We start from the raw sequence: 22,498 nt of genomic DNA on the forward strand, positions 1-22,498 counted from the left end.
GCTAAAGGCGGCCGTCCACATCTTCCTTCGATAATACCCACTTCACATCATAAAGAACTCCCGGTGTTTTCAAGAGAGCACGAATGCCAGTACTACCCATTTCATGAAACTGCTGGTGGGCAACAGCAATAATGATTCCGTCCCACTGATGAGATAACTCTTCAATAAGGGAAATTCCATATTCTCTCTTGGCCTGTTGGGGATCTACCCAAGGATCGTAAATATCAACCTCTAGGCCATAACTTTGCAGTTCTTTGATAATGTCAACGACACGTGTGTTGCGTAAATCGGGGCAATTTTCCTTAAAGGTTAGTCCCATAACAAGTACACGAGCATTAGGTAAGTCAATTCCCTTTTTGACGAGTAACTTCAGAAATTGCGCTGCTACATAAAAGCCCATGTTATCGTTGATACGGCGACCAGCCAGAATCAGTTCAGGGTGATAATTGCAAGCTGCTGCTTTGTAAGTTAGATAGTAGGGATCAACGCCAATACAGTGGCCACCGACCAATCCCGGACGAAAGGGCAAGAAATTCCATTTTGTGCTTGCAGCAGCTAACACTTCTTCTGTATCAATGCCCAATAGGTGAAAAATAATAGATAGCTCATTCACAAAAGCAATATTAATGTCTCGTTGAATATTTTCAATTACTTTTGCCGCTTCGGCCACTCTAATCGAGCTTGCCTTGTGTGTTCCCGCTGGAATAATTGATGCATATAGGCGATCAACTAAATCAGCAACTTCAGGTGTTGAACCAGAGGTAACTTTTTTAATTGTGGTTAAACGATGGTTATGATCCCCCGGATTTATTCGTTCAGGGCTATAACCAACAAAAAAATCTTGATTAAATTTTAGTTTGGATTCCTGCTCAAGGATGGGAACACAAACTTCTTCTGTTACACCCGGATAAACAGTAGATTCATAGATAACTATAGACTGAGGTGATAAAATCTGACCAACACTCTTGGAAGCTTTTCTTAAAGGTTCAAGATCTGGAACTTTGTAATAATCTATTGGAGTGGGGACAGAAATAATAAAAATATTACATTTTCTTAAATCTTCGAGATAGGTTGTGTACATTAGCAAGGAACACGCTTGCAAATCAGTGTCACTGACTTCTCCTGTTCTGTCATATCCCTGCTTAAGTTCAGCGATACGTTGGCTATTAACATCATAACCAATAGTATAGTACTTCTTGCCAAATTCAACGGCCAAAGGAAGACCAACATAACCTAAGCCAATCACAGCAATCTTAAAAGTATCAGAAAAATTAAGCATCATGCACTCACCTTCGCTAATTTCGGCATCTTTCACTTTTTTGAAAAGAGTTGCAATATCCTAATAAAACTAACATGAACTGAGCAATTTGAGGTATTGAGCATTAATCTTTTTGACATCAAATAAGTCCAAAGCCATTTGATAGCTATGATACCCCATTGAAGGAATCAAACTAGGTTGTTCAATAAATTTCCGCATTGCAGTTATCAAAGCATTCACATCCCGAGGCGGAATAAGGTAACCATTATAGCCGTCAATAACCGTTTCACGGCAGCCTGGCACGTCCGTAGTAATCACTGGTCGACCCATAGCCATTGCTTCTTGCGTACTGCGGGGAACACCCTCACGGTAGGAAGGTAAGACAAACACACTAGTACTGGGTAGATACTCTTTGATATTAACAAAGCCAAACCACTCAACTATACCAAGCTCTGTAAATTCCTTAATTTGTGCTTCAGATAAGCTCCCCGGATTGCTATCTAGTCCACCAATTAACCAAAATCGAACTTTAGGATACAGAGCTTTTAAGTATTTAGATGCCTCTAAAAACTCTAATACTCCTTTTTCAATAAGTAACCTTGCAACTAAAGTAAATGTTAATGGACGAGAAAAAGGCTCGCAATACGACCATTCTTGAAGATTAACGCCTGTCCCTTTAATGATTAAAGTTTTACAAGGATTTAGGCCACATGCTTGAGTAATTTCATGACAATCATCTTTATTTTGAAAGATAATTTTATCCGCAATAGGTAAGCATATCCTGTATAAAAAAATGAGAATACTCTTCAATTTTCTTGATTTTAATTGATGGTCAAGAGTAAATGCATAACCTAAGCCCGTGAATAATGCAGAGCGGAATTTTATACCAACAAATCTCGAGGCTAGTAATCCCCAAATAATTGGCTTCGAGCTAATAGCCAAGAGACTATCAGCATTAATTTTTTTTATTGTTTTAATAATAGAGAAGAGAGATTTAATTTCTTGCCAAGGATTTGTGCCATTACGAACAAGGTAAAAATGATGACATCTGGCACCTATTTCATTTAGTTTTGAAATTTCTGCTTCTGTATAATCTGGAGCTAAACAATGAACCTCAGCACCTCTATGAATTAATTCTAAAATCAAATCTCTTCTGAAATTAATTAACATCTGAGCATTGTTGCAAAGCAATATCAATGACAACCCATCTAGCTTGGGTATTCCATAGTGATCTTTGATTGCCATCTTAAATAAAAGGATACATGCGATAGGGTAACCACGCGAAAGCATGATCAGCAAATTGCAGCCATACCCATAATACTAAAAAACTGTAACCAAGTACTAGAAGCATCCATCGATAAAATATTTCTCGGCTTTGAGTCAGAAAGAGGTAGGGCAGATTTCCTAGAACATAGATCTGAATAGGTATTAGGTACAGCGCAAGGCGATCGGCAGCAGTTGAAGAACCTGTCAGCAAGAGTGCAAAAGAAAAAATAACTAGCCAAGATAAAGCAAGATAAACTTTTGAAGAAGTTCTAAAGAAATTATGCCCTGTATAGTATTCGATTAAAAAAATAGTTGCAGGTAAGAGATTCATGGATAGTCGAATTAAAGCACCTGAAGATGACATCCCTGCTCCGATATAGTGAACTAAAAATCTATCGCTGATGTTAGTAATTGCAATTGCACCAGATAGAGCTATCAATAATAATGCTAACACAAGTAGAATATTAATTATTTTTCCTGTTTTTAGTACGTCAAATAAAAACATTAATATCGGCACTAATATCAGAAATATTGCTGTCTTATGAAACAGTAATGCCAAAATAAAAAACAGAATTGAATTTATTTTTTTATTGGATTCTAATGCCATTAACGCTAGTAGCTCTAAAGCGATCGCTCCTGCTTGGCGAGTATAGCCCATTGCTACAACAGTCGTTAAGTATGGGAAAGCAACTGTTAAACCCAAGTAAGGATTTTTCAGTTTTTGACAAAAAGCAAATAAACAGCTTGTGTAAATCACTGCAACACATAAGTTTACAAAATAAATTTCCTGATTAAGAGCAGCAGCAATCTTATTAATCCAGTGATAGGCAGGGTCACCAAGTAGAGCTTCAAAGCCTACCCATGGCTGATATCTAGAAGCTTCTAGTACATCTATATACTGAAACCAGTCTCCACCAACTTCAAATCTCAGACCAATAAAAGCGACATAAATACTAAAAAGAAATACCCAATACCACTTCGGCATTTCTATAACCGATGGTGTTAGCGTGAGTAAGAAAACAAAGAAATAGGGAAACATATGCTAGGGCTAGATATTCAGAAACAGCGCTCTAACCATGACTGAAACATTAATACTTCCCATAGTTGTCCTGCCCAGTTGCGTTTTCCTGTTTGATGCTCCTGCCAGTATTGCCAAACAAGGTCAGGGTGTAGGTAGCCCTCCTGCTGAAGACGGTTTGGGTTCAACAAAGTTGCTCCCCAGTCTCGCAGTTCAGAACGCAACCACTGAGCTAGGGGAATACCAAACCCCATTTTAGGGCGTTCAATCAAAGGCGGCGGGACATAGCGATACAAAAGTTTACGGAGTACCTGCTTGCCCTGCCGCTGTCTGATTTTCATCTCAAGGGGGAGTGTCCAAGCAAACTCAACAATTCGATGATCTAGAAAAGGAATACGGGTCTCAAGACTCACTCCCATGGCGGCGCGATCGACCTTGACAAGAATGTCATCGGGGAGATAGGTCAGCAAATCAAGTGCCATCATATAGGATTCAAAAGGCAGTTGATGGCTCAGTTGGTCAAGCTTTTCTTGGATTAATAATGGTTCTTGACTATTAAGGACGAACTGAGAAGGTAAATCAATCAGTGATAGAAAAGAAAGATAGACTTCTTTGTCAGAGGTCATTTCACAGAGCTTAGCCAGCTTAGCGATTTTATCCCCTATGGTTGTATATCTTAAATTCTGAGGCAGAAAGATACTGAGTCCCCCAAAAAGCTGATCCCATTGTCTAGGGGATAGTTTTTTCAGCAAAGATGCAAGGGTGCGGCGCACTGGTTTCGGCAAGCGTTCTATTTTTCCCCAAATTGCAGGGGTCAAAAGGTACCGTACGTATCCGCCAAATAGTTCATCCCCTCCATCACCGGACAAAGCAACTGTCACCTCTTGGCGCGCAATCATTGACACAAGATGGGTAGGGATTTGAGAGGAATCAGCAAAGGGTTCGTCGTAAAGGTGGGTAAGTTTGGGAATGACATCCCGCGCCTCTTGACCTGTAAGGTAATATTCAGTGTGATCGGTACCCAAGTGTTGGGCAACTGCTTTAGCATATTGGGCTTCGTTATAGGCATCTTCATAGAAGCCAATGCTAAATGTTTTAACGGGCTGGGAAGAAAGGCTTTGCATTAAGGCTACAACGGTTGAAGAATCTACTCCCCCCGATAGAAAAGCCCCTAGGGGAACATCTGCCAACAGTTGCCCTTGCAAACTCTGCCGCAGGAGATACTCTAATTCAGTAGCGGCATCTGCTTCTGTCCCCTGAAAGGTGTGAGTCAGCCCTTTTTCAATAACGGTTTGCAGTGACCAGTAAGCTTGAGGTGTCCCTTGAATGTTGGGTCTGAGAGATTCAGCAGACCACTGGAGATAGGTACCTGCTGGTAACTTCCAGATATGTTCATAGATGCTGTAGGGAGCCGGAATCCAGCTATAGCGGAAATACAGCGCTAAGGCATCGCGATTAATCAAGTTAGCAAAGGCTGGGTAAGCCCGAATCGCTTTGAGTTCTGAGGCAAAAACCAAGGCTCCATTGACCCAACCGTAGTAGAGGGGCTTTTCACCTATGCGATCCCTAGCTAGGGTTAATGTACGAGTCTTGCGATCCCAAAGGGCAAGGGCAAACATGCCAACTAGCTTTTCTAGGGCTGTGGTCACGCCCCAATGGCTAAAAGCCGCCAGTAGCGTCTCGGTATCGGAATGTCCGCGCCAAGGGGGGGCTGCACCAAGGGCTGTTAACTCCTGACGCAGTTCAAGGTGGTTGTAAATTTCACCATTAAAGACGAGGACATAACGGCCACAAGCAGAAACCATCGGCTGATGTCCTGCGGGGGAAAGATCAAGAATTGCTAGACGACGGTGGCCTAGGGCGATACCTGCCGCCTCATCTATCCAGACTCCCTCATCATCAGGGCCGCGATGGGAAAGGGTGCCATTCATCTTGCGGATAGTTGCTGCCCAGTCACCTAAAAAGGCAGCGTTGAGAAAACCAACTAGGCCACACATAAGCCTTAGAGGACTCCTTGAGCTTTGGCTACTACAGACTCTAGCAGATGCGCCAATTTGGGTGCTGTCACTTGAAGAGCGTAGTGCTGCTCAACTCGGCGACGGCCTGCAAGACCCATCCTAGTGCGCAAGTCAGCATTTTGAATTAAGGTTTCAAGGGCAGTTGCCCATTCTTCATTTGTAGAAGCTAAAAAGCCATGGACACCATGCTGAACAATATCAAGATTGGCTCCGACAGGAGAAGCAACAACAGGTAACCCGCAAGCCATATACTGAATCAATTTGAGGCCACACTTACCGCGCTCCCAAGGCTCATCGGGAAGGGGCATAATGCCAATATCGCACTGGGCAATGTCTTGAGCTTCTGTTTCTTCTGACCATGGAACAGAGATAACTTCAGTTTTTGGCAAGTGAAGATTATGGGTACCGATCGCGATTAACTGAATTTTATAAATTTGAGATAAACGAGTCAGTACTGAAGCAATATGAAGTAAATACTTTTGGGTTTTGGGTGTACCAATCCAGACAATTTTGAGGCGAGACAGCTCTGCGTTAATTTTATTTTGAACAAAGGTATATTTAGAAAGATCAACAACAGTAGGTAAGACCTCAACCCATCTCGCACCTGTATTGCGGGCATACTCAGCAATATAGTTATTGCCAGCGGTCACTAAAGTCGCTGAATTCATGATGGAGGCAATCTTACTAGAGAGTAAGGATTTGATAATTTTGTTTTTGTGCTGGTCATATTGATGGAAAATAGCATCATCATAATCAACAACAATCGGGACGTTCGGAATGAAATAATTCTCGATAAAGAAAGGCATATAAGGAAATATTTCCTTTTCAAGAATAACTAAGTTGTAGTGATTAAGTCTCAATAGCTTAATTAAGCGGTTAAATATACCTTTTAGGGCGTGAATATATTTTCTATAATCTCCAGTATAAAGGTGGTGAAGATATTGCTGATTCAGTAAGGGCAGTATTTCACAATTAAACCCTCTTTCTTTTAAGTAATTAATGTATTGAAAGAAACGATAGCGGCTACTAGCACCATCGCGATCGTATCTAGTCAAAAACAAAACATTCATTATTTTATTCATTTACTAGTTGTTGATAAATATTTTGATAGTCCTTTACGCCTTCTTCAAGAGAGAAATACTTAATGGCTGCTGCACGACATCGTTGGCTCAAGTGTTCGTCTTGTAGTAATTCTAAAATCTCTTCGGCGGCTTTACGCATAGCGGATTCATCAAAACTTCTTAAGATAACCCCAACTTTTTCTTGCTCAATGATCTGAGTCATATCCCCAACTCCATCATTAGTTACACATGGGATGCCACAGGCAAGAAATTCACCCAATCTGGTAGGGGCGCAAGCAAGATTAGAGTAAGCTGGCTTCCTAAAAAAAATTCCTAAGTTCATTTGCCTGATTATATCTGAAATACCCTGATAGTCAGAGCTAGTAATTTCAATAGATAACAAATTTACTTTACTTTGATTAATAATTTCACGAACTATTTGATGATCAGTTCGTGTCACAATGATAAATTTAGAGACCAAGTCTTTATCAATAGAGTATAGAAAATAGATAAATTTAAGTACGTCAGAGAATAAATACCAATTACTTATAGAGCCAATATAGCCAATTACTAGATTATTCGTTTGCTTATGATTATTTACTGATTCATTTTCAGGTGAGAAAATATCTAAATCTGTGCAGGTTCTAATGCAGGAAAAATTTAGCTTTTTGTTTTGCAAATATTCAAACTTGCTGATTTCAGAAATGGCTGCTTCTGTGAGTGATACAGTATGATCTGCATTGAGCAAAAATTGCTTTTCAAACCATTTTGCCAAGTGATAAAGTTGACTATTTACAGGCCAAATACCCCCATCAACTCGCTCATCTGCCCAAAAGCCACGCATGTCAAAAATAAATTTAGTGCGTAGTAACTTTTTGAGGACTAAGGCAATTACAGAAGGAACATAGCTGCGAGCATGGACAATTTTAATCCTTCTTGTAACAGCAATAAATAAAGCTACTGTAATTCCTTGAAACAAGTCATAGGTTGTCGCCAGAACAGAGGGAGATTTATGGTACTTTAAGGGAATCCAATGAATTTGATGGGAGTGAACTTTCTTCTGAATTCTCTGGCGCTCAAGAACATTCTGCCAATCTTTAGCTTTCTCAAAACTAATGAGGTAGATAGTGTAACTATCGCTTAGCTTTTCAAGGTAGCGCAATACTTGGGATTGGCCAAGTGGCTCTAGCAAACCATCATAGGTAATATAGAGTACATTACTGCTCATGGGGAAACATTACATTAAGATACTGCTGGGCAATCTTTTCAACCGAGAAGTCAGCCGCTCGTTGCTTTAGGAATTCAGGCTCTGGTGAACTCATTAGGGCTTCAGTCATGGCTTTGGCTAAGGCATTGACATCGCCGACAGGAACCAGCGTACCATATTTGCCATCAGCTAGAATCTCACGGGAACCAGAACTACTAAGACAATCTGCAGAAATAATCGACTCAATCTTATATAAATTCGTGCAAGATTGAACGTAGTTCTTCCTTATTCTTAACCTGATCAAATCCCCATAAGAAATTACACATTTGATATTGCTCATCCGTTATTGTCTGTGAGTGTTTTTCAAAAAGCCGAGCAAGTTGCTGATATTCGATTGATGAGTAATAGTCACTTACAGCTTTAGATTCCCTAATGTAGAGACTTTGTGGTATATCATAGTCTATTTGTTGCTTGAATAGCCAGTGCGGTTTTCCCATATAGATACAGTAACCCACATGGGTACCAATAGCATTGGATGCTGTAACGTCTGCAAGATAAATAATTGACTTAAGACGATTCATAAAATTCCAGTCAAGACTATGGCCTACTGTTGTGCAGTAAAAACCAGCTTTTAAGTAAAGAGAAACTATTTCTGGCTTACAATCTAACCAGAAGAAACAGACCACAATAGATTTAAATTCATTTTTTAATCGTTTGAGATAGTTTAATGCTGATAAGTGGTCAAACTTTGCTCTTACAACTTCTTTTTTGTGACCCGATGAATGCGCCAAGAAAAATAAAAGAGTATTTCCTAGATTTTGCTTGATTTCTAATAAAGTTTGACTGTTAATCAAATCAGCATAATGTATGTAGGGGCCAATAGGTACTATTTTTTTGCTTGTGTACTTCAAAAGTATTTCTTTCCTGTACTGGCTAAATGTAATGATTCCACGTGTATCTGGACACAGATCATCAATAAAAAAATCATTACTCAAGTAAAGACCATGTTCAATCGTAGCAATCAATCTTTGCTTTACAGGAATATTTGCATACTGCTTTATGACTTTAGATACACCATAGAATGAATTTTGACTAAACTTCTCATTAGACAACGAGTAAGCAAGTACTGCTGGTAGAATAGTAGGCTTTGTATCTATGCCTAGGAAGTGGATAGTATCTTTTTCAGATTCAATTTTAGGAAGATATAGAAATTTGATGAAATTGCCGTATAACCTCTGATATAGATATCTGGCTACAGGAACTCTTTTAATTGCATTTTTTACCTTAGTTATGTTCATTGCATTTACATCCTTCAGGAAGTCAAGCCTTTCCAATTTAGAGTTATATCAAAATTATACACTTAGTCTAGTGTCAAGTAGGTACATGGCTGGCTTCTCAAAATCGGAGCGGCGGGATTTGAACCCACGACCCCCACTACCCCAAAGTGGTGCGCTACCAAGCTGCGCTACGCCCCGTTAAGCTTTACCAGTATAACACGAGTTCAGAGAACATCCTAGTCAGTGATGGAAATTTTGCCCAACCATTTCAGAATGTGGGCATTCACCTGCTCAGGTGCTTCATCTTGAGGGCAATGGCCCACCTCTGGTAAGGCGACAAACTCCTGCACACAGGGAAATTGAGCTAGCTTCTGCCCTTCATCAATGGGTTCCCAAGGGTCGGCGGCACCCCACAGGAAATAGGTGGGGCAGGGAATCTGGGGTAGCAGGTCTTCGGGTAAGGGACCTTGGGAATAGCGGACAAAGGCTAAGAAGACCTCGGCAGCCCCCACGTCTTGGGCAGGGGTGAGTAATATCTCTACCAGTTCATCGGTGACGGCGGCAGTGTTGGCATAGGCTTGGTGCAGAATACGGCGCACAGTACGGCGTTGGGCAATTTGGCGGAAAAAGTAGGTGCCAAGGGTGCGATTGCCTAAAAGTTGCTGGAGTAGGCTGGTTCCCCAACGGCGGTACAAAGGGAGTTGCGATCGCTTGCGATCGTGGAGCTGACGCAAAGAGCAGTTCAGCAGGATCAGTTGACTGACCCATGCAGGCTGGAAAACAGCGGCCTGTAAAGCAACGACGCAGCCAATGGAGTTGCCGATTAAAACCGTGGGCTGACCAATGACCTCGCGGCAAAAGTCTAGAACCAAGGTTGCCCACGTCTCAAATGTATAGGGGATGACCGAGGGAGCGGGTTTGGCGGAGCCACCAAAGCCCAGTAAATCAATGGCATAGACTTGATGGTGAGCCGCAAGGGCAGGGATGTTTTTGCGCCAATGCAAGCTAGAGGCACCAAAGCCGTGAATCAGGAGTAGGGGGATGCCCTGAGTCCCTTGATGCCGATAGAGAATCGGGTAACCGTGCCAATGCCACGTTTGAGCTGGGAGAGAGAAAGTCATTTAGTCGGCTTGCAGAAATTGACGGTAGCGATCGCTCAACTCCTGAACAGCCCGCTCATAGAATTGCTGTCCATGCTCAGGGGTAGCCAAGCTGGAATCTGCCCCCATACGACCATCGGGATAGCGGCGGCGAAAATCTGCGGCACCGTAGATGGCATGACTGGTGTTGACTTCGGGATTGAGGGGAACGCGTTTAATGGCCTCTGGATAGAGAAATTGGGTCACCGCCACTTCACTGGGGGTGGCATGGGAACCCTCGCGATCGCCATACAATTCCCGTGCTAGTTGCATCACTGAACTACACATAAACCAGTTGGCCAACTCACAGCGCACCTGATCCGCCTCTGGGATGGGCAGATCTGCCAAAACGGCATAGGTTTCCGCAAAGGCCGCCTTCACTGTCGCGATATTGCCGCCATGACCATTAATGAAAAAGAAGCGTTGAAAGCCTGCGCGTACCAAGCTCACTAAATAGTCGCGAATGACAAGAATCAACGTGCTAGGGCGCAAACTAATGGTGCCGGGGAAAGCCGTATGGTGTAAGGCCATGCCCACGGAAACTGTCGGGGCAACAAGGGCATGAGTTGCTTCCCCTACCCCTTTGGCGATCGCCTCGGCACAGAGGGCATCAGTACCAATGAGACCCATAGGGCCGTGCTGCTCCGTGGAGCCAATGGGAATAATCATCCCCTTGGAAGTGTTGAGATAGGCTTCGACCTCTGGCCAAGTACTCAAGTGTAGTAGGGGCATTCCTGTCTCCTAAATCGCATCCTCAAGAACGGCTCGTGTATTCCGCCATGCCCAAATGCCCGCGATCGCCACCACGCCCCCCATCCCCACCATGACCACTGTGAGGCCAAGGAAGTCCGAAAGAATCCCGGCGATCGCCAAGGGCACACTGAGGGCAATATTGACAATGTTATTTTGGAAGCCAAAGACCTTACCCCGCATCGTCGCCGGCGTCCGAACTTGAATGAGGGTCTGCATGGGAATACCAATTAAAGATGCCCCCATTCCCAGCAAAATACTTAAGCCCAGACCCACCCACAGATGATGCACAAAGGCAAAGACCAGCAGGACGGCTGCCATCACCAAAAAGCCAATCAAAGGCAGGGGTCGATGATGCAATTTTTCCCCCCATTGGCCCAAAACCCCCGCCCCTAAAATTAACCCCAGCCCTGCGGCGGCCAAGAGAAAGCCAAACTGATTAGGACGCAGGCCAATTTCTTGGGCTAAACTGACGGCCAACACCGTCAAGGCGGCAAAGACACAATAGAGGATCGTTAACTGGAGCATGGCATTCCCCAAGAGGCGATTTTTGCGCACGTAGTGAAACCCCTCCTGCAAGTCCTGCCATACATTGAGGTGGCGATCGCGCTCATGAACTGCTTCTCGGTAGCGAATCGAGGCTAAAACCAATCCCGCCATAACGTACAGCGCACCGACAACGACTTCACGGGCATAGACACCCCCTATGGCCACAGCACCACTCAGCAATGGCTCACCGATGGCAAACCCCACTACAAGTGACCCCATCATTGTTGTGATAAAGAGGGCATTCGCCGAGAGCAGATTTTCCTCCTTCACTAGCAGGGGAATCGCCGCCTGTTCTGCCGGGGCAAAGAATTGCGTAAGAATGGACTCAGAAAAGGCAATCAGGAGCAGCAGCGTAAACCGCTTCGGAATAAAGATCAGAGCAAAAACCAGTAGCCCGCGCAGAATATTGGTAATGCTCATTAGCTCCCGCTTCGGGTAGCGATCCACAAAGGTGCCCGCCGTTGAACCAAAGAAGACCGCTGGTAGCGTATTGGCAATCATTACGGCTGAGGCCTTAGAGCCGGGCAGTTCATAGCTGGCGTCATAGGAAACCGCCAGTGTAATTAGGAGGACGAGAAAAATTTTGTCCGCCAGTTGGGAGATGATTTGACCGCCCCATAACTTGAGGAAATTCTTGTTCCGCATCAGAGCAGCAAACCCTTCTGGACGGGGCTTGGGACCAGAACTTACCATTGCTGTTGCTCACTGACCATGAACACAAGTTTCCTCACCGTTACCAAAGATTGGGGCTGGCAGTCTGAATCCAATATACCGTCAGACCCTTGCCGGCGTTTGCCCTGTCTCTGTATCCTTTGAGGTTCGTTTTGGGCATTCTGAGGAGTACAGGTCGCAAAAATCACCAGATAGGAGGAAGTAAAAATACGAAAAATCACCCTTGCCTGTGTAGCATATAACACCCTACCATCTGAGAGTTAATAACCATTTAATTTTCTGCCAATAAGAAATTATCGTTTTAGAAGCAGAACTAAATCATCGTCGCAATCTGGCTTGGCTGGAGGAGCAATTGGGAAATACCAAGGAGGCGATCGCCAGCCTGACGATGGTACTGAAGCACGTCAGTTTATTGCAGACACATTACCCCAGACTTGGCTATAACTCGGCTTCCCAGCCAACCACCAAAATTATTCGGCATTTATGGAGACGTTAAAAACGGAAATTGCTGGGTCACTCTAGAATAAACTTAAGTCCCCTTGAACTCCACCCATGAGTGAACCCGTCACCCAATCGCAACTGACAGAAGTCCTCGAGACCATGAAAGCCATGCAGTCGCAACTGGCGGAACTTACCCTTGAGGTGAAAGTCGGTCACGCGGAAATCCGTGAGAAATTTAACACGATTGATCAAAAATTCCAGACTCTGGAGGCCAAGTTTGAAGAGAAACTGAACACGCTGGAAGCCAAGTTTGAAGAGAAGCTGAACACGCTAGAAGCAAAATTTGACGAGAAGTTTAACACGATTGACGAGAAATTCAACACCATAGAAGCCAAAATCGAGGCGGTTCGCTTGGAAGTGCAAACCAATCGCGAGCAGTTAGTGGACTTAGGGAAGCGTCAAGGTTCAACGGAAAATCGCCTTTGGGCACTGCTAGTGGCACTCTTTTTGATGGTGGCGGGACTATTGGCCAAGATTACCCTGTTTGACCAAGTCTAAGGATGAGCAGCATGAGTGAACCCGTCACCCAGTCTCAATTCGCAGAAGTCCTCGAGACCATGAAGGCTATGCAGTCCCAACTGGCGGAACTTACCCTTGAGGTGAAAGTCGGTCACGCGGAAATCCGTGAGAAATTCAATACGATTGATCAAAAGTTCCAGATAGTAGATGAGAAATTGAATGCTATAGAAGTCAGATTTGAAGAAAAGTTCAACACACTAGAAGCCAAGTTTGAAGAGAAGCTGAACACGCTGGAAGCAAAATTTGACGAAAAGTTTAACACGATTGACGAGAAATTCAACACTATAGAAGCCAAAATTGAGGCAGTGCGCTTGGAGGTGCAAACCAATCGTGAGCAGTTAGTGGACTTAGGGAAGCGTCAAGGCTCGACGGAAAACCGCCTCTGGGCACTGCTAGTGGCTCTCTTTTTGATGGTGGCAGGACTGTTGGCCAAGATTACCCTGTTTGACCGAGGCTACTAAAACGCTTGGTCAAAAAAAGAGGGCTGAGGGGAAAGCCCCAACCCAACCCTCTTGAATCAGTTTCAGTTGCACCTAAACGGTTACCAGTTCCGCTTGACGCTGGAAGCTGAGGCGTTCGTTCTCGCCCACATCCACCAGAATCGTATCGCCATCGAAGAAGTCGCCCCGTAGGATAGCTTTGGCAATGGGGGTTTCCAGTTGTTTCTGGATGGCGCGTTTCAGCGGGCGGGCACCATAGACAGGGTCATAACCCACTTCGGCCAAGAAGTCGATCGCCTTCTCTGTGAGGGACAAGTTAATGTGGCGATCGCTCAAGCGTTGCTGCAACCGCTGCACCTGCAATTGAACAATTTGCCGCAATTGATCCTTACGCAGGCTGTGGAAGATGATAAATTCATCCACACGGTTGAGGAACTCGGGGCGGAAGTGGGCACGCATTGCCTCCATGACGCGGTTGTACATTTCCGTGTAGCGGCTGTCATCGCCGGCAACATCGAGAATGTACTGGGAACCAATGTTGCTGGTCATAATGATGATGGTGTTCTTGAAGTCCACCGTCCGCCCTTGGGAGTCGGTGACACGGCCATCATCAAGAATTTGCAGGAACACGTTGAAGACATCAGGATGGGCTTTCTCGATCTCATCGAAGAGAACCACGGCATAGGGACGGCGGCGAATGGCTTCCGTGAGTTGACCGCCTTCGTCATAGCCCACATAACCGGGGGGCGCCCCAATCAACCGCGATACGGCGTGTTTCTCCATGTACTCGGACATATCAATCCGCACCATCGCCTCTTCGGTGTCGAACATGAAGGCCGCCAAGGCTTTGGCCAATTCCGTTTTACCGACACCCGTTGGCCCAAGGAAGATGAAGCTGGCAATGGGACGGTTGGGATCCGCTAGCCCGGCACGGGAGCGCTGAATGGCTTCCGCCACTGCGGTGACCGCCTCATCTTGACCCACAACCCGTTTGTGCAACTCTTCTTCAAGGTGGAGCAGTTTTTGGGCTTCCGACTCCACCAGTTTGCTCACGGGGATGCCTGTCCACTTGGAGATGATTTCGGCAATGTCGGCCTCGGTCACTTCATCCCGCAGGAGCGATCGCCCGCCCACTTGAATCTCCCGCAGTTTGGCTTCGGCTGCCGCCAGTTGTTTGTGCAGTTCTGTGAGCTTGCCGTACTTCAGTTCAGCAGCACGGTTAAGGTCGTAGTTGCGCTCCGCTTGCTGGATCTCGATATTGACTTTTTCGATGTCCTCTTTGATGGCTTGGAGACGGTCAATGACCTCTTTTTCTGCTTGCCACTGGGCATTGAGGCGGCTTTGCTCCTCCTTGAGATCCGCTAGCTCTTTTTCCAGTTTCTCAAGGCGATCGCGCGAAGCAGCGGAGGTTTCTTTTTGCAAGGAGAGCCGCTCCATTTCCAGCTGCAGGATTTTGCGGTCAATCTCATCCAGTTCCTCAGGTTTCGAGGTAATCTCCATTTTTAATTTGGCTGCCGCTTCGTCCACGAGGTCAATCGCTTTGTCGGGCAAGAAGCGATCGCTAATGTAGCGGGTTGAGAGCGTAGCTGCTGCCACCAAGGCAGTATCGGAAATTTTCACGCCATGGTGGATCTCATAGCGTTCCTTGAGACCCCGCAAGATGGAGATCGTGTCCTCAACGCTGGGCTGATCCACATAGACCTGCTGGAAGCGCCGCTCTAAGGCTGCATCCTTTTCAATGTACTTGCGGTACTCATCAAGGGTGGTGGCACCAATACAGCGCAGTTCCCCCCGTGCCAGCATCGGTTTGAGCAGGTTGCCGGCATCCATCGCCCCTTGGGTTGCCCCGGCACCAACGACAGTGTGGATTTCATCAATAAAGAGGATGATTTGGCCGTTGGAGTCGGTGACCTCCTTGAGAACTGCTTTGAGGCGCTCTTCAAATTCACCGCGATACTTGGCACCGGCAATCAAGGCACCCATGTCGAGAGCAATCAACTGGCGATCGCGCAGGGAATCCGGCACATCCCCGGCCACAATCCGCTGTGCCAAGCCTTCGGCAATGGCGGTTTTACCAACGCCGGGTTCACCAATGAGCACTGGGTTATTTTTGGTACGGCGGGAAAGAATCTGAATCACACGGCGAATTTCATCATCACGGCCAATGACGGGATCCAGTTTCCCTTGACGAGCCAAGAGCGTCAGATCACGGCCATATTTTTCCAGCGCCGCATATTTGCCCTCTGGATTTTGATCCGTCACTCTTTGGGAGCCGCGAATTTGCTGAATCGCTTCCCGTAGGGCTTTTTCGCTCAGGCCGACCTCCTGAAGGAGTTTTTTGCCAAAGCGATCGTCTTGGGCAAAGGCCAATACCAAGTGCTCAATCGAGATAAACTCATCCCCAAACTGTTTGCGTGCCTCTTCGGCGCGATCAAGCAGCTTATCGAGGCTCTGCCCTAGATAGACGCCACTGGGATTACTGATTTTCGGCTGACGGTTAATGAATTCATCGGTGAGATCGCGAATGCGCTGCACCGAACAGCCAGCTTTTTGGAAAATTTGTGTCGCTAGACCCTCTTGCTCGAGCAGCGATTTCATCAGGTGTTCACTTTCGAGATTCTGGTGCTGTGCCTGCTTGGCTAGATCTGGTGTGCGGGCGATCGCGGCCCATGCTTTTTCGGTAAATTGATTTGGATTGGATGGTTGCATAGCTAACCCTTTGACCCCTTTTTACATTTTTTAACTATTTATATTGTATGGATTGCAAGAAAAACGCTGTTTCGGACTTCCCTACTCTACAGGTAGAATTAGCCACCCAAGAGTAGTTCTAGCCTAGCTTTTATGCAGAGGATTGTGGGGCAGAGAAATTCTTCCCTTAGGAATACCCCCAATTTCTCTTAATATGTAAAGTGCTTTAACTTTGGCAACGCAAGCTATGACGAACTCCCCTGTAACTGAGCCATCCCCGCGTCAAGAGTCGATTCTACGCTATAGGGTGCTGGGTTCCCGTCGCCCTAGTAACTACTTTTGGGCAACAGCGGTCTCCATTGGTGGCTTGGGCTTCTTTTTGGCTGGTCTTTCTAGCTATTTGCACCGCAACCTACTGCCGATTGGGAAACCAATTGATTTGGTCTTTATTCCCCAAGGCATTGCCATTGGCTTTTATGGGGTGGCGGCGCTGCTGTTGGCAACGTATCTGTGGCTGGCGATCGCCTGGGATATTGGCGGTGGCTTTAACGAGTTCAACAAAGAAACGGGCTTTGTGCGCATTTTCCGTTGGGGCTTCCCCGGTAAGAACCGCCGCATTGAGGTCAGCTGCCCGATCAGCGATGTTCAAGCTGTGAAAATTGTCATTAAAGAGGGACTCAACCCCAAGCGTGCCCTCTACCTCAAGATTAAAGGCCGGGGTGAAGTTCCCCTAACGCGCGTAGGTGCGCCCTTGCCCTTGGCGGAATTGGAGACGCAGGGAGCGACAATCGCCAGCTTTTTGGGAGTTCCCGTCGAGGGATTGTGATTTTAGTCCTCGTGATCGTCGAAAGGATCCGCTAGCTCCTTCGAGGGGGGGCCAAAGGAAAGATAGATGGAGTAGCCAGTGACACCAATGCAGACGGCAGCGAGAGCAATGCTAAGAACTGTTGCAGGTTCCATAGAAGCGTACTAAATGGGAGCAAGATGTGCTTCTATAATATTACGAAACATTAAAACGCTGTTCATTTCGTTCAAAAAAGGGATTTATGGCACGACGGACTTGGCTCGGGGATCTTCTGCGCCCCTTGAACTCTGAATACGGTAAAGTCGCCCCCGGCTGGGGTACCACTCCCTTGATGGCGGTCTTTATGGGGCTATTTTTGGTCTTTTTGCTGATCATTCTGCAAATCTACAACTCGACACTGATCCTCGATGGTGTTAACGTGAGTTGGAAAGCACTGGGATAATCCATGAACGTTTTTGGGATCGGTCTGCCGGAACTCATCGTCATTTTGGTGGTGGCGCTGCTCATCTTTGGGCCGAAAAAGCTGCCGGAAATTGGCCGCAGCCTTGGCAAAACAAAGCGTGCTTTTGAGGAAGCCTCCCGCGAATTCCAAGATGAAATGAAGCGGCAGACCGCTGCCCTCGAGCAGGAACAGCAGGCCAAGGCAGAATCTGAATCGCCTCGGGAACCCTCCGCTTAGGTGGCATGGCACTCCAGCCCTGTGTGATTGTCGGCCTTGGGAATCCGGGGATAGAGTATGCTACAACGCGCCACAATATTGGCTTTCGTGTCCTTGACGCCCTTGCCGAGCGGTATAGGGTGCAATTGACCCCGCAGCGGCGCTTCTTGGGAGAGGTAGGAGAGGTTCTGATTCATGGTCAAAAGGTACGCCTCCTCAAACCCACTACCTATATGAATAGTTCGGGGCAGTCTCTCCATGCCCTGCTGAATTTTTATAAGCTGCCCCTTGAGCGAACCCTTGTCGTCTATGATGATGCCGATTTGCCCCTAGGGCGGGTGCGCTTGCGCCTGAGTGGCTCAACGGGGGGACACAACGGCATTAAGTCAATTATTCAACACTGTCATTCGCAACAGTTTCCCCGCCTCAAGGTGGGCATTGCCTTTGGCGATCGCCTGCAGCAACAAACGGGACCGCGCAATGCCGTGCCCTTTGTGTTGGGACATTTTTCAGCCGCCGAACTAGCGATTTTACCCGCCGTGCTCGACCTTGCCGTGGAGGCCATTGAGTTAAGTATTCAGTCTGGGGTTGAGGCGGCCATGAATCTCTACAATGGCAAAAGTATTCCCCTGCCGCAATCCTGAACCTGAGGGGAAAGAAGATCCCAAGTTAGATTAAAAATTAGGTGTTTTCGGCACTGAATCATGGACATTGCTGAAAGTGTACGCATGGCGATCGCTACCCTCAAGGCCAATCGGCTCCGCAGTGGCCTGACAATGCTCGGGATTATAATTGGCAACGCAGCGGTGATTGCCATGGTCGGTGTGGGTCAGGGGGCACAGCGCTATGCCGCCAGTCAGTTTGAATCCCTTGGTCCGAATACGCTTTTTATTGTGCCGGGGACGCCCCAAGCCCGCAACCGCACGTTTAATGTGCCGCAAACCCTTGTCCTTGAGGATGCCAAGGCGATCGCCACCCAAGTGCCCACCGTTAAGGAAGTGGCACCCCAAATCCAAGTGCAACAACGGGTCACCTATCGAGGGCGCAATACCAATGTCCTGATTGTGGGGACAACCCCGACATTTCCCTCTGTGCGCAGTTTTACAGTGGCGCAGGGGCGCTTTATCTCTGATGAGGATGTGGAACGGCATCGCCGCGTCGTCATTTTAGGCTCGGATTTGGCGAGGAAGCTCTTCATCAATGAAAATCCTGTGGGCCAGCAGGTGCGGATCAAGAATCTTTCCTTTGAAGTGATTGGCGTCATGGCCGAAAAGGGTGCTTTCCTTGGCAACAATCAGGATGAGGCCGCCTATATTCCCATTACGACGATGTCTTCCCGGATTGTGGGGCAGCGCTCCCCCTATGGGATTTCCCTAACCTTTATCTCGGTATCTGCCCGCGATGAGCAAAGCATTGATGCGGCCAAGTTTCAGATTACCAACCTCCTGCGGCTGCGCCATCAAATTGTTGATGAGGACGATTTTACGATTCAAACCCAAAAGGAAGCTCTGCAAATCATTGGCAATATCAGCAATGCCTTGACCTTGATGTTGGCGGCGATCGCCGGCATTTCCCTGCTGGTGGGGGGGATTGGCATTATGAACATTATGCTGGTCTCGGTAACCGAACGCACCCAAGAAATTGGCCTGCGCAAGGCCATTGGTGCCACACAGCGGGATATACTGGCACAGTTTATGATTGAGGCGATGATCCTCTCGGCTCTCGGTGGCCTCATTGGCACGGGAGTGGGCGTAGGTGGTGTGATGCTAGTGGCGATGCTGACCCCCTTGGAGGCTGGGGTTGCTCCCGTTGCTGTGGCTCTTGCTGTGGGCGTTTCGGGCAGTATTGGCCTCTTCTTTGGGGTGGTTCCCGCTCAACGGGCGGCGCGGCTGGATCCGATTGTTGCCTTGCGCAGTGTCTAAAAGTACCCTTGGGAAATTACCGATGGAAACGACAACCCTAGACTGGATGGCTGGCGGCCTTGCGATCGCCATTGTCATTGGTGGCCTGTTGATGATGTTTACCAATCTTTGGACACGGCGATGACCCTGCGGCGAGGCTTGACCTACCTGCTGTTGGTGGCGATCGCGATCGTCATGCTGCTCCCTTTGGTGTGGCTCACCAGTACCGCCTTCAAGTCTGCCAATGAAGATATTTTTGCCTTTCCGCCCCGCTGGCTGCCCGCCGAACCAACCTGGGCGAATTTTGTCACGGTTTGGCAAACGACTCCCTTTGGCCAGTACCTGTTCAACAGTACCCTAGTGGCAGTCTTAACGGTGGCCTGCAATCTCCTGACCTCTGCTTTGGCTGCCTATCCCTTGGCACGGCTGTCCTTTCGCGGACGTGAGGTGATCTTTACGGCCATTTTGGCCACGATCATGATTCCCTTTCAAATCACCATGATTCCCCTGTTTATTTTGGCGGTGCAGTTGGGGCTGCGGAATACCTATCTGGGAATGGTTCTGCCGAGTTTGGCCTCTGCCTTTGGTATTTTTCTGTTGCGACAGGCCTTTATGGCGGTGCCCAAGGAACTAGAGGAAGCAGCTCGCCTCGATGGCTGCTCAGAATTGGGGCTGTGGTGGTTTGTGATGCTGCCGGCCATTCGCCCTGCCCTTGTTACCCTTGGCATTTTTGTGTTTATTGGTGCTTGGAGTGATTTTCTCTGGCCCCTGTTGGTCTTGGATCAGCCAGAACTTTATACCCTGCCCATTGGCCTGGTCACCCTAGCGGGGACGTTTTCTTTGGATTGGCGACTCATTGCCGCTGGCTCGGTGATTTCAATTGTGCCCGTGTTCATTGTGTTTATTTTCTTGCAACGATATATTATTCCCTCCCAAACCACTGCCGGCCTGAAGGGCTAGCTTCCTAGGCCGCGATAGCGAATTGGCTGGCGGTGGGCATATTGGCGAAAGAAGGTTTTAATTTCCGCTGCTCGGCCAAGGGCAATCAGGGTATCCCCCGGCCCTAGGGGCAAGGTTAAGGGGGGGTGGGTCACCAAGGCACCGTTCTGATGGCGGACAGCAACAATAATAAAGCGGCCTCGGCCTTTCGCTTCCACATCGGCGATCGCTAGCCCCACCAGCGAGGACTCCAAGGGCAGCGTAAACTCCTCAATCTGAAGATCGAGCTGGCTGAGTAGCTCAATCAAGTGACTGCGCTCATCCTTTTCCTCAAGAAAATCCAAGACTGTCGGGCGAGTAATGAGCTGCACCATGCGTTGGGCACTGATACTCGAGGGCAAGACCACATGATCGGCACCGGCAAAGCGCAATTTTGACTCCGTGGCTGGCAACTCACCATAGGCCAAGATCTGGAGGTTGGGATTCAGACGACGGGCAATCAGGGTGATAAAGACATTGCTGGCATCATCGGGCAAAACAGCCACCAAGGTGCGAGCGCGATCTACCCCCACCGCCAACAGCTCATTTTCATCCATGAGATCATCGCCGCGATAAAACAGATGGCCGGACTGCTGGGCAAGCCGTAGTCGCTGCCGCTGATTGTCAATCACCACAAAAGGGATTGCAGCGGCGGCCAAGTTCATGGCTAAACTGCGACCCAAAGAGCCATAGCCGCAGATGATGACATGATCCTTAAGGCCAGCGAGATGTGAGGGGGTTGTCATTGGGAGTGGCGAGGGCGGGCAGTATATTTGCGAATGAGCTTGGGGGTATCTTGAGCATGCCCCAATAGAATCAATGTATCGCCCACTTCCACAAGGGGATTGGCACGGATGGAAAACAACTGGCCATCACTTTTGCGCAGGCCAACAATAATAAACGCCCCCTGACCGCGCACCTCTAGGCCACTCAAGCGCGTGCCAACGTAAGGGTAATCGGCAGTAATCTCCAGTTCCTCTAGGCAAGCGTCAATGTGGCTCAACAGTTCATTCAGGGTCTCGCGATCGCCCGTTTGCTCAAGAAAGTCAATGCGTGGCCGCCGAATCAGGTTAGTCATTTGACTGGCACCAATTTTTGTCGGCAAGACGATGTGATCCGCTCCTGCCATACGTAGCTTTGCTTCTGTGCTTGCCAAATTCGCCCGCGCCACAATCAGCAGGCTCGGATTTAGGGAGCGCGCTGTCAGGGTAATAAAGACATTGATCGTGTCATTGGGCAGCACTGTCGCTAGGGCGATCGCCCGCTCGATCCCCACCACGCGCAGCGTTTCTTCCTCCGCCGCACTCCCCAAATAGGCCAAATAGCCCAACTGTATCGCTAGATCAATGCGCTGTTCATTGACATCCAAAATCACAAAGGGGGTTTTTAATGCCGATAATTCCTGAGCCATCACCTGACCAATGCGGCCAAAGCCACAGACAATGACATGGCGGTTGAGTTTGTTGATGTCGCGGCTCGCCCGCTGAAGATCCAGTAGGCGTTTGATCTCCCCTTCGGTAAACAGTTGCACCACCGCACCGATGGTATAAACCGTTGCTGCACTGCCGGCCACAATGATCAGCATGTTAAAGAAGCGTTGCGCCGGCGTAATCAGGGGTCGCACTTCACTGTAGCCAATGCCAAAGACGGTGATCACGTACATGTAGAGGGCATCGAGCCAGTTCCAGCCAAAGCGGGTGTAGCCCACCACCGCCACCAACATGATCAGAACAAAGAGGGTGATGCCAATAATAAAACGGTTGAGGGCAGGGGTCGCAGGTAACCGTCGCATG

The 22,498-nt window shown here is 47.5% G+C and carries 22 protein-coding genes and 1 tRNA gene; 8 read left to right on the forward strand and 15 right to left on the reverse strand.

Going from position 1 to position 22,498, the window contains the following annotated elements; all coding sequences use genetic code 11:
- Window position 1: 1 nt before the first annotated feature.
- The 11 genes from tviB to M0644_RS09205 all read right to left on the reverse strand — a co-directional run bounded on the left by tviB (window position 2) and on the right by M0644_RS09205 (window position 12,236).
- Window positions 2-1,279 (reverse strand): Vi polysaccharide biosynthesis UDP-N-acetylglucosamine C-6 dehydrogenase TviB, encoded by a 1,278-nt coding sequence (gene tviB / locus M0644_RS09155; RefSeq protein WP_190278335.1) that lies wholly within the window; start codon window positions 1,277-1,279, stop codon window positions 2-4.
- 69 nt (window positions 1,280-1,348) lie between these two features.
- On the reverse strand, window positions 1,349-2,503 hold the full coding sequence (locus M0644_RS09160) for a glycosyltransferase family 4 protein (protein ID WP_286625445.1): 1,155 nt from the start codon (window positions 2,501-2,503) through the stop codon (window positions 1,349-1,351).
- 1 nt (window position 2,504) lies between these two features.
- Entirely contained in the window at window positions 2,505-3,509 is a 1,005-nt protein-coding gene (locus M0644_RS09165; RefSeq protein ID WP_190278049.1) for an EpsG family protein, read from the reverse strand.
- Window positions 3,510-3,580: 71 nt separating this feature from the next.
- Window positions 3,581-5,539, reverse strand: a complete 1,959-nt coding sequence (asnB, locus tag M0644_RS09170) for an asparagine synthase (glutamine-hydrolyzing) (protein ID WP_286625446.1) — start codon at window positions 5,537-5,539, stop codon at window positions 3,581-3,583.
- 5 nt (window positions 5,540-5,544) lie between these two features.
- A complete protein-coding gene (locus M0644_RS09175) occupies window positions 5,545-6,630 on the reverse strand; it encodes a glycosyltransferase family 4 protein (protein ID WP_149820152.1) in 1,086 nt (361 codons plus the stop codon).
- Window positions 6,631-6,634: 4 nt separating this feature from the next.
- The gene (locus tag M0644_RS09180; RefSeq protein ID WP_286625447.1) at window positions 6,635-7,849 is read right to left on the reverse strand and encodes a glycosyltransferase; all 1,215 of its coding nucleotides are present in this window, start codon (window positions 7,847-7,849) and stop codon (window positions 6,635-6,637) included.
- A gap of 227 nt (window positions 7,850-8,076) precedes the next feature.
- Window positions 8,077-9,126 (reverse strand): hypothetical protein, encoded by a 1,050-nt coding sequence (locus M0644_RS09185; RefSeq protein WP_286625448.1) that lies wholly within the window; start codon window positions 9,124-9,126, stop codon window positions 8,077-8,079.
- Between the two features lie 103 nt (window positions 9,127-9,229).
- Window positions 9,230-9,303, reverse strand: a tRNA-Pro gene (locus tag M0644_RS09190).
- A 38-nt stretch (window positions 9,304-9,341) separates the two neighbouring features.
- Window positions 9,342-10,226, reverse strand: a complete 885-nt coding sequence (locus M0644_RS09195) for an alpha/beta fold hydrolase (RefSeq protein ID WP_286625449.1) — start codon at window positions 10,224-10,226, stop codon at window positions 9,342-9,344.
- The gene (locus M0644_RS09200) at window positions 10,227-10,976 is read right to left on the reverse strand and encodes a creatininase family protein (RefSeq protein WP_286625450.1); all 750 of its coding nucleotides are present in this window, start codon (window positions 10,974-10,976) and stop codon (window positions 10,227-10,229) included.
- Window positions 10,977-10,985: 9 nt separating this feature from the next.
- Entirely contained in the window at window positions 10,986-12,236 is a 1,251-nt protein-coding gene (locus M0644_RS09205) for an MFS transporter (protein WP_149820181.1), read from the reverse strand.
- Between the two features lie 531 nt (window positions 12,237-12,767).
- Here M0644_RS09205 and M0644_RS09210 point away from each other — a divergent pair.
- The gene (locus M0644_RS09210; protein ID WP_149820185.1) at window positions 12,768-13,214 is read left to right on the forward strand and encodes a hypothetical protein; all 447 of its coding nucleotides are present in this window, start codon (window positions 12,768-12,770) and stop codon (window positions 13,212-13,214) included.
- An 11-nt stretch (window positions 13,215-13,225) separates the two neighbouring features.
- Entirely contained in the window at window positions 13,226-13,696 is a 471-nt protein-coding gene (locus tag M0644_RS09215; RefSeq protein WP_206201141.1) for a hypothetical protein, read from the forward strand.
- Window positions 13,697-13,768: 72 nt separating this feature from the next.
- Here the strand turns inward: M0644_RS09215 and clpB are convergent, their stop codons facing one another.
- On the reverse strand, window positions 13,769-16,384 hold the full coding sequence (gene clpB / locus M0644_RS09220) for an ATP-dependent chaperone ClpB (protein ID WP_149820189.1): 2,616 nt from the start codon (window positions 16,382-16,384) through the stop codon (window positions 13,769-13,771).
- Window positions 16,385-16,610: 226 nt separating this feature from the next.
- Here clpB and M0644_RS09225 point away from each other — a divergent pair, with 226 nt between their 5' ends.
- Entirely contained in the window at window positions 16,611-17,189 is a 579-nt protein-coding gene (locus tag M0644_RS09225; protein WP_149820191.1) for a photosystem I assembly protein Ycf4, read from the forward strand.
- A gap of 2 nt (window positions 17,190-17,191) precedes the next feature.
- Here M0644_RS09225 and psbN read toward each other — a convergent pair whose 3' ends face one another.
- Window positions 17,192-17,323, reverse strand: coding sequence for a photosystem II reaction center protein PsbN (psbN, locus tag M0644_RS09230; protein WP_011057227.1), 132 nt, complete (start codon window positions 17,321-17,323; stop codon window positions 17,192-17,194).
- Between the two features lie 86 nt (window positions 17,324-17,409).
- Here psbN and psbH point away from each other — a divergent pair, with 86 nt between their 5' ends.
- The 5 genes from psbH (at window position 17,410) to M0644_RS09255 (ending at window position 20,687) form a co-directional block, all read left to right on the forward strand.
- Window positions 17,410-17,610 (forward strand): photosystem II reaction center phosphoprotein PsbH, encoded by a 201-nt coding sequence (psbH, locus tag M0644_RS09235; protein WP_149820192.1) that lies wholly within the window; start codon window positions 17,410-17,412, stop codon window positions 17,608-17,610.
- A gap of 3 nt (window positions 17,611-17,613) precedes the next feature.
- Window positions 17,614-17,847 (forward strand): TatA/E family twin arginine-targeting protein translocase, encoded by a 234-nt coding sequence (locus tag M0644_RS09240; RefSeq protein WP_149820194.1) that lies wholly within the window; start codon window positions 17,614-17,616, stop codon window positions 17,845-17,847.
- Window positions 17,848-17,852: 5 nt separating this feature from the next.
- Window positions 17,853-18,470, forward strand: a complete 618-nt coding sequence (gene pth / locus M0644_RS09245) for an aminoacyl-tRNA hydrolase (protein WP_286625453.1) — start codon at window positions 17,853-17,855, stop codon at window positions 18,468-18,470.
- Window positions 18,471-18,530: 60 nt separating this feature from the next.
- Window positions 18,531-19,748 (forward strand): ABC transporter permease, encoded by a 1,218-nt coding sequence (locus M0644_RS09250; protein WP_149820199.1) that lies wholly within the window; start codon window positions 18,531-18,533, stop codon window positions 19,746-19,748.
- A gap of 120 nt (window positions 19,749-19,868) precedes the next feature.
- Complete coding sequence (locus M0644_RS09255) at window positions 19,869-20,687, forward strand: carbohydrate ABC transporter permease (protein ID WP_149820201.1); 819 nt, start codon at window positions 19,869-19,871, stop codon at window positions 20,685-20,687.
- On the opposite strand, the gene M0644_RS09260 is transcribed toward M0644_RS09255, so the two are convergent.
- Together M0644_RS09260 and M0644_RS09265 are read right to left on the reverse strand one after the other, a co-directional pair.
- Complete coding sequence (locus M0644_RS09260; protein WP_149820203.1) at window positions 20,684-21,451, reverse strand: TrkA family potassium uptake protein; 768 nt, start codon at window positions 21,449-21,451, stop codon at window positions 20,684-20,686. The two genes, M0644_RS09255 and M0644_RS09260, sit on opposite strands and share 4 nt — an antisense overlap.
- Window positions 21,448-22,497 carry a TrkA family potassium uptake protein gene (locus M0644_RS09265; RefSeq protein WP_149820205.1) on the reverse strand — a complete coding sequence of 350 codons (1,050 nt, stop codon included), beginning with the start codon at window positions 22,495-22,497 and terminating at the stop codon, window positions 21,448-21,450. The genes M0644_RS09260 and M0644_RS09265 overlap by 4 nt, the downstream gene beginning before the upstream one ends.
- Window position 22,498: the final 1 nt, after the last annotated feature.

It is taken from the genome of Thermosynechococcus sp. B1, from assembly GCF_030322985.1.
Taxonomy (GTDB): Bacteria; Cyanobacteriota; Cyanobacteriia; order Thermosynechococcales; family Thermosynechococcaceae; genus Thermosynechococcus.

Coding starts and splice junctions, on each gene's coding strand:
- tviB (WP_190278335.1), bottom strand. CDS start 1,279: ATGCTTAATTTTTCTGATACTTTTAAGATTGCTGTGATTGGCTTAGGT.
- M0644_RS09160 (WP_286625445.1), bottom strand. CDS start 2,503: ATGGCAATCAAAGATCACTATGGAATACCCAAGCTAGATGGGTTGTCA.
- M0644_RS09165 (WP_190278049.1), bottom strand. CDS start 3,509: ATGCCGAAGTGGTATTGGGTATTTCTTTTTAGTATTTATGTCGCTTTT.
- asnB (WP_286625446.1), bottom strand. CDS start 5,539: ATGTGTGGCCTAGTTGGTTTTCTCAACGCTGCCTTTTTAGGTGACTGG.
- M0644_RS09175 (WP_149820152.1), bottom strand. CDS start 6,630: ATGAATGTTTTGTTTTTGACTAGATACGATCGCGATGGTGCTAGTAGC.
- M0644_RS09180 (WP_286625447.1), bottom strand. CDS start 7,849: ATGAGCAGTAATGTACTCTATATTACCTATGATGGTTTGCTAGAGCCA.
- M0644_RS09185 (WP_286625448.1), bottom strand. CDS start 9,126: ATGAACATAACTAAGGTAAAAAATGCAATTAAAAGAGTTCCTGTAGCC.
- M0644_RS09195 (WP_286625449.1), bottom strand. CDS start 10,226: ATGACTTTCTCTCTCCCAGCTCAAACGTGGCATTGGCACGGTTACCCG.
- M0644_RS09200 (WP_286625450.1), bottom strand. CDS start 10,976: ATGCCCCTACTACACTTGAGTACTTGGCCAGAGGTCGAAGCCTATCTC.
- M0644_RS09205 (WP_149820181.1), bottom strand. CDS start 12,236: ATGGTAAGTTCTGGTCCCAAGCCCCGTCCAGAAGGGTTTGCTGCTCTG.
- M0644_RS09210 (WP_149820185.1), top strand. CDS start 12,768: ATGAGTGAACCCGTCACCCAATCGCAACTGACAGAAGTCCTCGAGACC.
- M0644_RS09215 (WP_206201141.1), top strand. CDS start 13,226: ATGAGTGAACCCGTCACCCAGTCTCAATTCGCAGAAGTCCTCGAGACC.
- clpB (WP_149820189.1), bottom strand. CDS start 16,384: ATGCAACCATCCAATCCAAATCAATTTACCGAAAAAGCATGGGCCGCG.
- M0644_RS09225 (WP_149820191.1), top strand. CDS start 16,611: ATGACGAACTCCCCTGTAACTGAGCCATCCCCGCGTCAAGAGTCGATT.
- psbN (WP_011057227.1), bottom strand. CDS start 17,323: ATGGAACCTGCAACAGTTCTTAGCATTGCTCTCGCTGCCGTCTGCATT.
- psbH (WP_149820192.1), top strand. CDS start 17,410: ATGGCACGACGGACTTGGCTCGGGGATCTTCTGCGCCCCTTGAACTCT.
- M0644_RS09240 (WP_149820194.1), top strand. CDS start 17,614: ATGAACGTTTTTGGGATCGGTCTGCCGGAACTCATCGTCATTTTGGTG.
- pth (WP_286625453.1), top strand. CDS start 17,853: ATGGCACTCCAGCCCTGTGTGATTGTCGGCCTTGGGAATCCGGGGATA.
- M0644_RS09250 (WP_149820199.1), top strand. CDS start 18,531: ATGGACATTGCTGAAAGTGTACGCATGGCGATCGCTACCCTCAAGGCC.
- M0644_RS09255 (WP_149820201.1), top strand. CDS start 19,869: ATGACCCTGCGGCGAGGCTTGACCTACCTGCTGTTGGTGGCGATCGCG.
- M0644_RS09260 (WP_149820203.1), bottom strand. CDS start 21,451: ATGACAACCCCCTCACATCTCGCTGGCCTTAAGGATCATGTCATCATC.
- M0644_RS09265 (WP_149820205.1), bottom strand. CDS start 22,497: ATGCGACGGTTACCTGCGACCCCTGCCCTCAACCGTTTTATTATTGGC.